We start from the raw sequence: 14,576 nt of genomic DNA, 5'->3' as shown, positions 1-14,576 counted from the left end.
AATCACTGCAGCAGCAATTACTGTTGGGCTGACCACGGAGTGACGGCCCGCGCATCCTTCAGGCGCTTCATCGTCGTCTGCTTCCCCAACAGCTCCAGGGACTCGAACAAGGGTGGCGATACCGCAGCGCCCGACGTCGCTACTCGAATCGCACCAAACGCCTTCCGTGGCTTTAGGCCAAGCCGGTCGATCAACGCGCCATGCAGGGCAGCTTCGATGCGGTCCGTCGTAAAGGAAGATTCATCGATAGCATCCAGCTCCTCCACCGCCACATCAAGAGCCTGTACAGCGTCCTCTTTGAGGTTCTTCCTGCCGGACTTCTCGTCGATCTCGAAGTCCTCATCCGACACCACGAGGAACTTCAGGAGATCCCACGCATCTCCCAAGGTCTTAATGCGCGTTTGGACAAGCTCAGCAGCAATAGCGAACTTGTCGTTGGGATAGTCCGCGGGGAACCCCTTGTACTCTTCCAAGTACGCCCGCAAACGCTGAGCAAAATCATTTTTGTCGAGCATACGAATATGCTCGGCGTTGATAGCGATCAGTTTTTTCTCATCAAACCGCGCGGGATTGCCCAACACATCGGCAACGTCGAAATTCTTGACTAATTCATCTCGGCCGAAAATATCCTGATCGGCGGACAAAGACCATCCCAAGAGAGACAGGTAGTTCACCATTCCTTCCGGAATGATGCCCGCATCCCGGTGATTAAAGAGATTCGACTCCGGGTCCCGCTTCGACAGCTTCTTATTGCCCTGCCCCATGACGAACGGCAAGTGCGCAAACTGCGGAGTCTGCTTCGCAATCCCCAACTTCTTCAGGGCCTCGTACAAAGCCAACTGGCGAGGTGTCGACGCCAAAATGTCCTCACCGCGCAGCACGTGAGTAACACCCATCATGGCGTCGTCAACCGGGTTGACCAGCGGATATAAAGGAGAACCGTCAGACCGGGCAACAACATAGTCTGGCTGAGTTTCAGGCTGGAAGGTCACATGGCCACGGACCAGGTCATCCCATTCCCACACCTGCTCCGGAATGCGGAAACGCCATACCGGTTTGCGGCCCTCTTTTTCATATTCCGCAATTTGTTCATCAGTTAAATTGCGGTCGTAATTGTCATAACCCAATTGCGGATCACGGCCCGCAGCCTTGTGGCGCGCTCTCACTTCATCCGCCGTCGAATAAGCGGGATAAACAAAGCCAGCCTCAATGAGTTTATTTAAAACATCGGCATAAATATCTAACCGCTGAGACTGTCGGTAGGGGCCATTCGGCCCGCCAACCTCGCCAATTCCTTCATCCCAGTCAATTCCCAGCCATTGAAGTGAATCGATAATCGCGGCATAGGATTCCTCAGAATCGCGTTTAGCATCAGTATCTTCAATACGAAAGATCATCTTTCCGCCGGTATGACGCGCATACGCCCAGTTAAACAAAGCGGTACGCACCATTCCCACGTGGGGAGTACCCGTCGGCGATGGACTAAAACGGACAACAACGTCACTCATGACAACCAAGCGTAGTGGACACGATATCTTTCACCACCCCCACCCTTATCGCACACGTACAATGCAGTACCACCATGCGATCATCACCAACCTTTATTATCGACGATGAATCCGCCGGAAAAGCTTGCCACCTCGGGCGAACGAACGTACTGTTTCAGCGTGGCTTCAGCATCCGACAACAGCTCCGCACCTCGTCCCCGAAATGCCCCTGACTTCCTTCTTTCACGCGTTGATGGGTCATTACGCACCCAGGGCGCAGATGCCACTTTCACCAGTATCAGCGATGCTCAAAGCGCATTAGACAACGGAAAAGCCTCGTACATCGTCGGCGCGCTGCCCTTTGATCCGTCACACCCGGCGGCGCTCATTAGCCCCCGCTCCGTGTGGCGATACACGGGCCCCCTGGAACCCCCCGCCTACTACAGGGGCAAAGGCGCCCACGCACACATCATCGCCGAAAACCCCACCCTCGACGAGCACGCGGAGATTATCGACGCCGTCACGCGAACGATCGCGCGGACCAGCGTCGATAAGGTAGTTATCGCCCGTAATGTTGATCTCTTTTTCGACGACCCCATCGACCCCCGACTGCTAGCCACCCGCCTCATAGACCACGCTCCGAATCTGGACGGTTTTCTTGCGGACCTCTCCCCCGCAGGGGCCGGATACGCAGGCCACTGGCTTGTTGGGTCTTCTCCCGAAATGCTGATCCGACGCCAAGGTCCTGTTGTGTCGGCGTATCCGCTGGCCGGCTCGCTCCCGCGGAGTAGCGATCCCCAGGAAGACGAACAGCGAGGCCAGCAATTACTACACAGCACAAAGAATCTGGACGAGCACCACTATGTTGTCGATCATTATCGACGGGTTCTCGGCCAGCTTTGCCACACGGTTGACATCCCGAGTTCACCAGAGCTCATGCAAACGGCCGAGATGTGGCACTTAGCGACGCCAATCCGGGCGACTATCAACGACGATGGGCCGAGCGCCCTGCACCTTGCGGAGGCCCTCTACCCCACCCCGGCCCTTGGTGGCGTTCCCACCGACGCCGCCATGGAAATTATCCGCACCGCCGAAGGAGACCGACGGTTCTACGGTGGAGCTGTCGGATGGTGTCATGCCAACGGCGACGGAGAGTTCATGGTCAGCATCCGGTGCGCTGAACTGGACAAAGATCTCCAACACGCCCGAGCCTGGGCCGGTGGTGGGATCGTCGAACAATCCAACTCCACTGAGGAAGTTGAGGAAACTCGCGGGAAGATGAGAACAATGCTTCTCGCGATGGGGGCTTCGGAAATCTCCCGCAACTAAGCCTGCGACCGGGGAAAGTGGGGCCGAGAAATAGTGTGGCCGCGGAAAAGTGGGAGCGCGGCCGGGCAAGGGCTTTCAGGCTACCTAGGCCTTAGCAACCGGATTCTTGAGCGAACCCAATCCAGGTATCTCAATCTCAATCTCGTCACCGGGGACCATCTGCGCTGTCCCCGCAGGTGAACCAGTAGAAATAACGTCGCCGGGGAGAAGAGTGAACGCCTGGGAGACCCACTCAATAATCTCCGGAACCGACTTAATCATTTGATTCGAATTGGAATCCTGCTTCACCGTGGTGGTCCCGTCGTGAGTCAGATGAGCACGGATAGGCAGGCCCTCCAAGTCCAGGGCATCGAGGTTGGTCTCGATCCAGGGGCCCATCGGGCAGAACGTATCGAGTCCTTTGGCGCGCGCCCACTGACCATCTGAGAACTGCAGGTCACGGGATGAAACGTCGTTCACGATGGTGTAGCCGAGCACAGCGTCACGCCAATTTTCCGCGGCGACATTCTTGACCGGCCGGCCGATGACGATGGCTAGTTCACCCTCGAATTCAACATTCGTCGCGAAGTCCGGGATCCTAATCGGCGATCCCGGCCCCGTAATCGCTGTCGGAGGCTTCAAGAAAATCGTGGGCGGGAGATGCTCCGCACCCTTTTTAAAGACTTCAGCCACGTGGTCGGCGTAGTTCCGGCCTACCGCAACGACTTTCGGCGCCAAAATCGGGGCCAAAAGCCGGACGTCCGCAAGGGGCCATTCCTTCCCTGTTAATGTTGGTTCCCCAAACGGGTGGCCATCAATCTGGCGGCAGACGATGTCGTCGCCCTCACCCTCGACGGAACAAAATGTCATACCTTCAACAGTGGCGATTCGAGCTATTCGCATGCGAACCAGCCTACATAACCCCTCACAGCTGATAAGGAAAACATCCTAAAAACAGCGAGGCTGCTGCCGGCACAGTGCAGGTGCACTGGGGACGCACTGCCGCGTCACCACCGCGTCGTCCCCTTCTTCCGAATGACACTCCTCAGCTCCGAACCGAAGTGATCGGCCGCCGTTTGTGCCAAGTACAGCTCCGCACATGCCAGAGCATCCACCAACGCATTGTGATTGTGATAGCTCGGCAACCCACGCGAATAGCGAGCATTCATCAACCGGACTTCACCACGGCCGGGTCGACGTCCAAATGACACCGCCGACCGTCGCTCCAAATCCATAGTGTCGACGACACGAAGGGGGCTCCACGGCACACCGACCGCACGCTCACAGGCTGTGGAAATAAAGTCATGCTCAATGAGCGCTAAATGCGCCAATAAAGCACGCCCGGCGGCCGCAGTGACCACATCGGTCAGGATCTCCAATAACGATCGGCCGTTCTCCAGCTGCGAATCCGTGATCCCATGGATAGTCGCCGACTGTCCCACTGAGGCGTCTCCCTCGTGATAGCGCACGAGCCAATGGTCCGCCGATGATAAAGGAATAGCACGACCGTTGATGGCCACCATCCCGACCGACAGCAGACGGTCACGGTCGGCATTCAAACCAGTGGTTTCTACATCCACAGCCAGCAGAGGTAGTTCTGTGAGCGGCGTGTCTAAGGCAGGCGCAGGCGTCGTGTAGAAATGATGAAGCGCTTCCGCTAGAGCACGGCGAGAGCGGTTGCGCGGGTCGTCCTTCTCGCGTAACTGTTCGCACACCTCGCGGGAGCGGTCTGCATAGTCTTCCCACGACACCCGTGGTCGTCGTCGAAAAAACCTCATAGGCCCGTGCTCGATTCAGCCGACTTGAGCTCAGAACGAACCAACCGGAACGCATCGCGGAGCGATTCCCGCTCCAAGTGGGCCAAGGAATCGGGATCGATACGGGCGTTCGTTTCCTTCCCATCCCGCCACTGTGAAGCCTGGTTAGCCAACAAAATGAGCTGGAAAATATCGAACGCATCGACGAGGTCCTCGACCCGACGGTGGCTAATGACCCCAGCCCGCGCCGCAGCCCGCAACCGATCACGCGTGCCGACCTCATCAACCCACGCTTGAATCGCATACAACCGCGCGAGCTGAACGACAGCCGTCAGCCCGCCCCTCTTGATATCAAGAGTGTTGGCGTAGTTGCCGGAGCGATCCAGGACGAATCCACGGAAGAAACCCAGCGGTGGTTCGCGATGACGCGCGATCTTCACCAGCGCGTTAAGGAAGCGTCGGTCCCGGCGCGCAGTCATGAGAGCTGCGGAGCGGACGTCGTCGCACAGTTCACTATCTCCGACTACGGGACGCATGTCGAAGAACGTTTGTGCCTTCATTAATGCCTTCGGACCGAGATCATCAGTCCATCTACTAAATTCTTTTTCCCAGGCACTCGCGGTCAGACGCCACCTGCTATTGGAGGCCATCATGTCACCCGGGCACACGGGCAATCCGGCTTGATGCACCAAGCTACTGAACTTTTCACCCAACTGTTTGAAGTAGAAACCGTGCTTATCGGGGTTGTACTCATCGGACAAAATGATGGCGTGATCCTGGTCGCTAGAGAGCACCATTTCGGAGCGGCCTAGCGACCCCATCACAACAAGGCAGAAAGGTACCGGAGCGGGCCCGATTTCCTCCTGCACGAGCTCGATGACACGCTTCATCATTTCGTCGGTACCCAAGGTCAAAAGCCTCGTGGCCTCGTGTGGGGTGGCTCCGCGATCGATGAACCGCACCGCTACATCGATCACCGCGTTAAAGCACTCAGAAAGCTGGTCTGTTCGTGCTTCACGGAATTGTGCAGCGGCAAAAATGGGATCGCCTTGGAGCTGTCGCATGACGGCGCCCGTCGTCAAGACTCCGACAACATCGTCATCGTCGATAACAGGAAGGTGGTTCACACGAGCTTCCGTTAACTGCAGCATGCCCTCGAACAACGGCATGCTTGCGTAAGTCACCATTGGCTTGGGCGACATGATGCGCTCCACGGGGCCGAACGGATCTGCTCCTTTCGCTAGCACTTCGGACCGCAGCGTTGCATCTGTCACAATGCCGACGATCCTCCTCGGACGCTGACCCTCATCGGCTGCCTTCACAACAATGGCACTGGATAAATTCCGCTCGCTCATTTTGGTCGCGGTGTCGCGGATCGTGCTGTCGGGCGAAACAATGACCGGTTTCACTGCAACCTCGCCGACGGTTCCGCGGAGGGCGTCAATATCGGCGACTCCCCCTGTGCCAGACGCCTCCCGGAGTTCGTTGGCTGAGCTGCGGCGCCTCGTCGTCACTGTCCCAAAGAACGTGGTGACTTCGGGATAGCTCTGGAGGCTTTCGATAACCTCGACGGGAATTTCGATCAGCAAGCTATCTTCGTGGGCCGAGTAGGAATAGTGCTGGGTCGGTTTATCCGATACCCGGCGCGGATATATTTCGCCAGGACCGAAGCGGTCAACCAGTTGATCCCGTTCACCTATGCAGTCGATTGCTCCAGATCTGACGATGCGAACTCCGGTCATGGCGTCGTCAGGTGACGTGCCACGGACGTGACCGTGTGACGTATCAGAAGTGGCATCGGCTTGTTCGCCTGCTTTGACGTAGAGCATCGTTGCATTCCGTGCGACCCGGGCGCGATGATCGTCGGTAATGCTGTCAAAGGGCGGGGTGTGCGCTAAGAAATCGGTGATCTCTGAGACTTCAACCGTCATGTCCCCTACCGTATCGAATTTGCGCGGTGTTTTTTACATGTGTTCCGTACGTACTTCGCTTTCGCTTGCTCTATTTTCACTTCCAGACAAAGCGGTCTATGTTAAAGGACTATGCCTCGCTCCCGACCCTTATCTCCTGATTACATAGCCTCGGAAGAATCTCCTTCCATAGCTGCACGGATGGATCGGCTCCCCGTCCTTCGGTCACACAAATTGATCACCATTGTGATCGGATTGGGAGTCTTCTTCGACCAATACGAGAACTTCCTGGCACCCATCATGTCGACGGTGCTGAAGAAGCACTTCGACCTGGGCGGAACTCAGCTGTCGCTTGTTTTGGCGTCGGCATTCTTGGGACAATTTGTCGGCGCTCTATGGATGGGCCGGTTAGCAGACCGCATAGGGCGGCAGCACACCTTCATCATTAACTTATTGGTCTACTCTCTCGCCTCTATTGTGTGTGGTCTCGCACCGCACGCCTCTGTTCTGGTCCTCGCACGATTTGTCGCAGGTATAGGCATCGGCGGGGAATACGCGCTCGCAGATTCGTACCTTGCTGATATCCTTCCGTCCACAGTGCGCGGCCGCTACATTGTCTGGGCTTATACGGTGAGCTTCTTCGGGGTGCCTCTGTCTGGGTTCCTCGCCCGGTGGCTCGTTCCCCTCGAGCCTTTGGGTGTCGACGGTTGGCGCTGGATGTTCATCATCGGCGGTGTCGGTGGTTTAATCGTGTGGGCGATCCGCAGCTTCCTCCCCGAATCGCCGGTCTGGCTTGAGGCTCATGGCCGCACAGATGAAGCCGAAAAGATCGCGCGTCGTTTTGAGGATGAAGCACGAAAAGAGGGCCACACCCTCGCGGAACCGGACACCCGCGTGCGACCTGTCCACCAGAAGAATGTGCAGTTCTCGGAAGTGTTCGCCCCCGCGGTGAGGAAACGGACGCTCGTTGTCTCCATCATGAGTGTTCTTCAGGTATTCGGGTACTACGGTTTTGGCACCATCGCGACCCTCGCTCTGGCAGCAAAAGGTTTCGATGTTATCGATTCCATTGCATATACCGCAGTGACCTACATCGGTTATCCGGTCGGTTCGTTACTGATGGTGCCGCTGGTTGACCGATTCGAGCGCAAACACCTCATTGTTGCCACTGCCATCATGATGGGGGTGTTCGGTCTCGTCTTCGGATTCTCACCTACACCCGCCATTGTCATGATTGCCGGTGGATTGTTTACAGCGTCAAGCAACATGTTCTCCGGTGTCTACCACACCTATCTGGCGGAAAACTTCCCCACTCGTATTCGGGGTACGGCTGCTGGTTTCGCCTACTCCCTATCAAAAATCTCGGCGGGCGTCATGCCTTTCATCTTGCTGCCCATTCTTCATAGCGCCGGCCCCGGAACAGTATTCACTGTCGTAGCCATCGCAATGGTGATCATGATGATCGACATCGGCCTTTTCGGAGTGCGCACGACGGGACGAAACGCCGACATCGACGACCATCTATGATCGAGGAGTTCTGGTTTCCTAGCCTTATTCTTCTAGCCTTCTCTCGGCTGTATCCCAAGCATGGAAGACAATTCCGGTGTCCACCCGTCGACGTGCACCGAGGTAGACCCACAGTCGAACATTTCTGGGGTGCAATACATTCGCACCTTTTCATTGCCGACACCGCTACTGCCGCCGTCGTTACTCCCAAGGAAGGTATAACCACACGACAGCGATACCGCTTGGGACGCAGCATTCATCGGCCAGCTTTCAGATACCGCGATGTCACAATCGCAATACGCAAATGCCACAGTTAATGCTGCCCGTCGAGCCTGAGTTCCAAAGCCGTGCCCCTGAAAGGGCCTCAAGATATACGACCCAGTTTCGACGTAGCCATCACCAATCTTGAAGCCGAGATCACGAAGTAAAACAGGGAAAGCCTCCACCTCTGGGTACGTGGAGCGGGAAATCCAACGACGACGGAGATCGATAACACCAATAAACTCGCCGTGATGCCGGATAGCTAAGGATAAGGTCCACTCAGATGTGGATGGGTCTCCGGTGCCGAGACTTGCCATTGTGCTGAGATGAAACGCGACATTGGAATACTTCGGCACACCGATCCATGGAAATACCTCAGGGCCGGCGGGATCAGCGAACACATCATCCACTCGTGACACCGCGCGAACAGCGTCGGATATTGCCTGCTCATCCATAGGTCGGAGCTCCAGTGCACCCGTCCTTATCCGGAGGCTGGAGGGCGGCCAAATCTCAGGAGATAACACAGCGACGGTTCCTTACCCTACAGCACCCTACAGCGCTAGCTCTGGAGACTGTCCGCAATCCGGGTTCCAACTTCCTCGGTGCGAGTGCTGCCGTCCCTCGAGGCAACATCATTGCGGACCGCGGCCTCAATGGCATCGGCTTCGTCGGTCTTGCCCAAGTGACGGAATAGCAACGCACCCGACAAAATCGCAGCCGTCGGATCCGCGATTCCCTTACCGGCAATATCAGGAGCAGAGCCATGCACGGGCTCAAACATGGATGGATTCGTGCCGGTCGCGTCGATATTGCCCGATGCAGCCAAGCCGATGCCACCGGTGACAGCTCCAGCTAAGTCGGTGATAATGTCGCCGAAAAGATTATCTGTCACGATGACGTCGAAGCGCGACGGATCGGTGACCATATATATTGTCGCCGCGTCGATGTGGCAATAATCCACGGCAACGTCTGGATACTCCCGGGCAACCTGGTCAACGGTGTGCTGCCACAGTCCACCTGCATACACGAGGACATTGGTTTTGTGCACCAGCGTTAACTTCTTGCGTCGCTCTTGCGCGCGGTCAAAGGCGTAGCGGACAACACGTTCGACCCCGTACCGAGTGTTCACACTTGTTTCGTTGGCAACCTCGTGAGGCGTATCGACCCGAATCGAACCGCCGTTTCCGGCATAGAGTCCCTCGGTGCCCTCACGGACGACGATAAAGTCAACCTTCCCCGGATTCGACAGTGGCGAGGCTACCCCCGGATACAGGACTGATGGGCGTAGATTGACATGGTGATCGAGGGCGAATCGCATCTTCAGCAGAAGGCCACGCTCCAGTACCCCCGATGGAACTGTCCTGGGATCACCAACGGCCCCGAGCAGAATCGCATCATGCTCGCGCAAGGAGGCGAGATCGTCATCAGTAAGAAGCTCCCCGTTGCGAAGGTACCGGCGGGCGCCGAGGTCGTATTCCGTGGTCTCAATGGACTCGCCGCTCCCCGCCAACGCAGCTCGCATCACTTTGAGCGCTTCCGCCGTTACTTCTGTGCCGATCCCGTCGCCAGGGATAACCGCCAGTTTCATATCCTGAGATACCTTTCTCACATCACGGGTTTCTTGTGAGTCTAACCGATCGCCGACGCTCCAGCCATACGTTTAAGCAGCGCGCGGGATTCGTCGTCATTTAGTGTTGCTGCCTGGAGCCGAGCCAGAGCGTCGGCACCATCAAAGTTCACACCAATAAGGACAATTTCCGACGACGGAGCCTCCGATGCCTGCGACCACAACGCTGCAGGTGAGATCGTTAAGTTCGGGCCGGCCTGGGACCACATCTGAATGAGCTCCGGGCGGTCAGCGATCCAACAATGCCCTTTTGACCGAACCAAACCGCGCATTGATTTCACGGCTGCAATGAGACGGCGCTGGTCAAATGGCCGTTGGGACCGAAAGACCACCGAGGAAATCCCGTACTCTTCGGTTTCCGGAGTATGCGGATTCGCGAGCTCATCAAGGTACCCGGGAGCTGCAGCCGACTCCTCAACGTCATAAAGATGCGCATCGAGCACGGCTTCCATCGGAATCGCGCCATTGACGACGCGACGTATGCGGGCACGTGGGTTCATGGCGTGAACTGCGTCTTCAGTTGCCTGGGCGAGTTCATCACGAACCAGGTCGCATTTCGTCACAAAGATCATGTCGGCAAACTCGACTTGGTCGACAAGGAGCTCGGCAACCGTGCGGTCATCATCGGGAGCAGCCTCCAAACCTCGATCAGATAGTCGTCCCCGTTTGTGCATCTGAGGCAGGAACGTCGTCGCATCGACCAATGTGACCATCGTGTCGATCGGAGCGATGCCACCAAGATGTACCCCGTCGGAAAATTCCCACTCGAAAGTTGCGGCGACAGGCATCGGCTCTGAGATGCCCGTTGATTCGATAACGATGTGGTCGAACTTTTGGCTCGCCGCGAGCGACGCCACCGATTCAATGAGGTCCTCCCGCAGCGTGCAACAAATGCAGCCATTGGAGAGCTCGACCATACGGTCACTTCCGCGCTCAAGATGCCCCTCACCCGCGATGAGCGCTGCGTCAATATTCACTTCCGAAAAGTCGTTGACGATCACCGCGATTTTGCGGCCAGCGCGGTTGGCCAACAAGTGGTTGAGGAGCGTGGTTTTCCCCGAACCGAGGAACCCCGACAAAACCGTCACCGGTGTCGGCCGAAAGTCGGCCATGTCGGCGTTTCGGACGTTTTCTTTCACCACATCGTCCATATGGCGCTCTTCAAACACTGTGCATCCCCTTAACGTCTCTCCGCGTCGGTCGCAGCACAAAGCTGGACATAACGCACCAGTTGAGATGGAAGACGGTCGTCAGCCAAAGCTAGTCAGCCAGTTCCCGGCGCAATTGACTGACTGTCCATCCCCCAAAGCGTTAATGATACACACTGTCAATAGCGGTGGCTGTCGCCGATCCAGCCGGACATGCCTTCTTAATCAAAATCGAGCGCAATAGCGTACTCGGCATCCAAAGATGCCTTCATCGATTCCATCACATCGTCAGGAACCGACTTATCCACCCTGAGAACCAAGGTGGCACCAGTTCCGGCCTTATCCTGGGACAATGCCGCAGCCTCAACGTTAATCCCACGCTCACCCAGCTGGGATCCGACGGCACCCAAGGCGCCCGGGCGGTCCTTGTAGTGCAGGAACACGTTCAGACCTTCCGCGCGCAGATCCAACCCTCGATCATTGATCCGGACAATCTTTTCCACACCATCCAAGCCGGTCAAGGCGCCCACCACCGACACGGTGTCGCCTGTGTTCGTCACCAGCCGAACCTCTACAACAGAGCGGTGCAACACCGATTCGGCAGCCGTCGTCACAGCGAGTTGGACCCCGCGATCCTCAGCAATAGCCGGGACATTAACAAATGTCACCTTTTCATCCACCGTGCCCGCGAACACGCCCCGCAACGCTGCAAGGCCCAAGGCGTCGACGTTTTCCGATGACAGCTCACCCCGCGCAATAACTTCCACCGACGTCGTCGCACCATGCTGAATTGCCGACGCCAGCACAGCCAGTTTCCGCGTCAGGTTCAGCCACAGAGAAACCTCTTCGCCAATAGCCCCGCCGGACACGTTCACCGCGTCGGGGACAAATTCTCCCGCGAGGGCAAGCAAGACGGATTTCGCTACATCTGTCCCAGCGCGATCCTGCGCCTCCACCGTCGACGCGCCTAGGTGAGGTGTCACCACGACTTCGGGCCGGTCGAACAGCGGAGAATCCGTGCACGGTTCCGTGGCGTACACATCCACACCCGCGCCACGAATGTGGCCGGAATCGATCGCACGAGCCAGTGCTTCTTCGTCGATAAGACCACCGCGAGCAGCATTAACGATAATCTGCCCCTTCTTCGCCTTCTCAAGGAGAGCGTCATTGAACATGCCCGCCGTCTCCTTGGTCTTGGGGAGGTGGATGGTGACGAAATCAGACACCGCCATCAGCTCCTCGAGGTCAATGAGTTCAACCCCCAACTGTGCGGCACGAGCAGGGTTCGCGTAGGGGTCATAAGCAACAATACGTTCAACATCGAAGGCAGCGAGACGCTGAGCAAAGAGCTGTCCTATGTGGCCAAAGCCGACGATACCCACGGTCTTGCCGTAGACCTCGACACCTTTGAAAGACGACCGTTTCCACTCGCCTTGCCGCAGCGATTGATCAGCCTGGGGGATCTGGCGAGCGGCCGCGAGCAGCAAGGTGATCGCATGTTCGCAGGCTGAGTGGATATTCGACGTGGGCGCATTGACCACCATCACTCCACGCTGCGTTGCGCCCTCAATGTCAACATTGTCCAATCCGACACCCGCTCGGCCAATGATTTTCAGCTCTTTGGCGGCGTCGAGAACTTCTTGATCCACCGTGGTGGCGGAACGTACTAGGAGCGCATCTGCCTCTGGGACGGCAGCCAGGAGCTCAGCACGGTTAGGCCCATCTACCCACCGGACCTCAACGCCATCCCCTAGCGCCTCGATTGTTGATTGAGCAAGCTTGTCAGCGATAAGAACCACAGGTAAGCAGTTGTGATTCACGATTTGGTCCTCCTAGTAAAACAGCGCACGGTCAGGTGCACTCCATCGTGTGGGTTGGGTCTGTGAACAGGTATACGGCCCGGATACGCAGGCGCAGATATACAAAAAGCATAGCCCTCCTACCAGCACATTATGGCGAAATAAGAGGACTATGCTGAATAATATCCCTTTTTTGGGATAATTTAAGCGGTTTCGTCCAACGGGTTAGCGATCCAGCTCATCATGGAGCGCATGTCTTTGCCTGCCTTCTCCAGCGGATGGTTCGCGTATTCTTCGCGCAGCCCTTTCAGTCCAGGCTGGCCAGCGTCAACATCCTTGAACATGGCATCGACAAAGGTGCCGTCCTGGATCTCGGCGAGAACCTTCTTCATCGACTCCTTGACGTGGTCATCAATGATCTTTGGTCCCGAAACATAACCACCGAACTCAGCGGTTTCCGAAATCGAGTAATTCATATTCGACAGGCCACCCTCGAAGATGAGGTCGACGATCAGCTTCATCTCGTGGCACACCTCGAAGAACGCCATCTCCGGTGCGTAACCAGCTTCGACAAGAACCTCGAAGCCCGTCATCATCAGCTTTTCCAAGCCACCACAGAGGACTGCCTGCTCACCGAAGAGGTCGGTTTCGGTCTCTTCGCGGAAGGTGGTCTCGATAACTCCTGCACGTCCAGCGCCGATAGCGGCCGCATAGGACAGTGCCAAGGCTGTGCCCTCTCCGCTCGGATCATTTTCCACGGCAATCAACGACGGAACGCCCTTGCCCTCCGTAAACTGGCGACGAACCAGGTGGCCGGGCCCCTTCGGTGCAACCATGCCCACCGTGACTCCCTTAGGAGCGACGATCTTCTTGAAGTGAATGTTCAAACCGTGGGCGAAGAAAATAGCGTCGCCATCTTTCAGATGAGGTTCAATCTCATTCTTGAAGATCGCGATTTGCGACGTATCGGGAGCCAGGATCATGATCAGATCTGCCCACTCAGCGGCCTCAGCGTTAGATAACACTTCAAAGCCAGCTTCTTTGGCCTTCTCCGCAGACTTCGAGCCCTCGCGCAGGCCGATACGAACCTCGACGCCAGAATCACGCAAGCACTTAGCGTGTGCGTGGCCCTGTGAACCGTAGCCAATCACCGCTACTTTGCGGCCTTGGATAATGCTCAAGTCTGCGTCATCGTCGTAAAAAGTTTTGATTGCCATTGCAACTCCTTTCAAGAGTTCCACTTGTCGAGAAAATCATATCATAGGGTGAGATTAACGTTTGGGCATCATCGGATTCGCACCACGACTTAAAGCGACCACCCCCGAATACACTTGTTCGCGGATACCGAACGGGCGAAGGACATCCAACAAGGCAACCAATTTCCCGGGCTGCCCCGTCGCCTCAATGACCACCGACTCAGGTGCCACATCCACTACGCGAGCACGGAACAGGTTGGCAGCGTCAACGACCTGTGCCCGGTTCTCATTATTCGCCGCAACCTTCACCATCAACAGTGCACGGGAGACCATTTGATCGTCCTTCTGCCGAATAACCTTCAGCACCGGGACCAATTTATTGAGCTGTTTTGTGATCTGCTCAATAGAAACCTCATCTGTTTCAACGACAATGGTGATCCGATTGACCCCCTCCAGATCGGTCGTGCCTGTCGTCATTGAAATAATGTTGAACGATCGCCGAGCAAACATCCCGGACAGCCGAGCAACAATGCCTGGCTGATCTTCCACTAAGAGACTCAACGTGTGTTGCATGCCC

Annotated in this window: 12 protein-coding genes; 2 read left to right on the top strand and 10 right to left on the bottom strand. The window is 56.6% G+C overall.

What is annotated here, in order from left to right:
• Positions 1-17 precede the first annotated feature (17 nt).
• The gene (gene gltX / locus I6J23_RS07500) at positions 18-1,508 is read right to left on the bottom strand and encodes a glutamate--tRNA ligase (RefSeq protein ID WP_204581527.1); all 1,491 of its coding nucleotides are present in this window, start codon (positions 1,506-1,508) and stop codon (positions 18-20) included.
• 159 nt (positions 1,509-1,667) lie between these two features.
• On the opposite strand from gltX, the gene I6J23_RS07495 reads away from it, so the two are divergent.
• Complete coding sequence (locus I6J23_RS07495; protein ID WP_239454866.1) at positions 1,668-2,816, top strand: isochorismate synthase; 1,149 nt, start codon at positions 1,668-1,670, stop codon at positions 2,814-2,816.
• A gap of 84 nt (positions 2,817-2,900) precedes the next feature.
• On the opposite strand, the gene I6J23_RS07490 is transcribed toward I6J23_RS07495, so the two are convergent.
• From I6J23_RS07490 to I6J23_RS07480, 3 genes are all read right to left on the bottom strand, one after another.
• Positions 2,901-3,698 (bottom strand): fumarylacetoacetate hydrolase family protein, encoded by a 798-nt coding sequence (locus I6J23_RS07490; protein ID WP_204581525.1) that lies wholly within the window; start codon positions 3,696-3,698, stop codon positions 2,901-2,903.
• A 104-nt stretch (positions 3,699-3,802) separates the two neighbouring features.
• Positions 3,803-4,573: an exonuclease domain-containing protein gene (locus I6J23_RS07485; RefSeq protein WP_204581524.1), complete on the bottom strand. Its 771-nt coding sequence runs from the start codon at positions 4,571-4,573 to the stop codon at positions 3,803-3,805.
• Positions 4,570-6,483, bottom strand: a complete 1,914-nt coding sequence (locus I6J23_RS07480) for a DUF294 nucleotidyltransferase-like domain-containing protein (RefSeq protein WP_204581523.1) — start codon at positions 6,481-6,483, stop codon at positions 4,570-4,572. The genes I6J23_RS07485 and I6J23_RS07480 overlap by 4 nt, the downstream gene beginning before the upstream one ends.
• Positions 6,484-6,594: 111 nt before the next feature.
• Here I6J23_RS07480 and I6J23_RS07475 point away from each other — a divergent pair, with 111 nt between their 5' ends.
• Positions 6,595-7,989 (top strand): MFS transporter, encoded by a 1,395-nt coding sequence (locus tag I6J23_RS07475; RefSeq protein ID WP_204581522.1) that lies wholly within the window; start codon positions 6,595-6,597, stop codon positions 7,987-7,989.
• A gap of 32 nt (positions 7,990-8,021) precedes the next feature.
• Here the strand turns inward: I6J23_RS07475 and I6J23_RS07470 are convergent, their stop codons facing one another.
• From I6J23_RS07470 to ilvN, 6 genes are all read right to left on the bottom strand, one after another.
• Positions 8,022-8,684 carry a GNAT family N-acetyltransferase gene (locus I6J23_RS07470; protein ID WP_204581521.1) on the bottom strand — a complete coding sequence of 221 codons (663 nt, stop codon included), beginning with the start codon at positions 8,682-8,684 and terminating at the stop codon, positions 8,022-8,024.
• 104 nt (positions 8,685-8,788) lie between these two features.
• Complete coding sequence (locus I6J23_RS07465) at positions 8,789-9,817, bottom strand: 3-isopropylmalate dehydrogenase (protein ID WP_204581520.1); 1,029 nt, start codon at positions 9,815-9,817, stop codon at positions 8,789-8,791.
• A 41-nt stretch (positions 9,818-9,858) separates the two neighbouring features.
• On the bottom strand, positions 9,859-10,968 hold the full coding sequence (locus I6J23_RS07460) for a GTP-binding protein (protein ID WP_204582986.1): 1,110 nt from the start codon (positions 10,966-10,968) through the stop codon (positions 9,859-9,861).
• A 257-nt stretch (positions 10,969-11,225) separates the two neighbouring features.
• Positions 11,226-12,824 (bottom strand): phosphoglycerate dehydrogenase, encoded by a 1,599-nt coding sequence (serA, locus tag I6J23_RS07455; RefSeq protein WP_204581519.1) that lies wholly within the window; start codon positions 12,822-12,824, stop codon positions 11,226-11,228.
• 182 nt (positions 12,825-13,006) lie between these two features.
• Entirely contained in the window at positions 13,007-14,020 is a 1,014-nt protein-coding gene (ilvC, locus tag I6J23_RS07450) for a ketol-acid reductoisomerase (RefSeq protein WP_204581518.1), read from the bottom strand.
• A 54-nt stretch (positions 14,021-14,074) separates the two neighbouring features.
• On the bottom strand, positions 14,075-14,572 hold the full coding sequence (gene ilvN / locus I6J23_RS07445) for an acetolactate synthase small subunit (protein WP_204581517.1): 498 nt from the start codon (positions 14,570-14,572) through the stop codon (positions 14,075-14,077).
• Positions 14,573-14,576 lie beyond the last annotated feature (4 nt).

The sequence above is a fragment of the Corynebacterium kroppenstedtii genome (assembly GCF_016894245.1).
Classification (GTDB): Bacteria; Actinomycetota; Actinomycetes; order Mycobacteriales; family Mycobacteriaceae; genus Corynebacterium.
The sequence above is the reverse complement of the archived record's forward strand: the minus strand, read 5'-3'. Positions and strand labels throughout refer to the sequence as shown.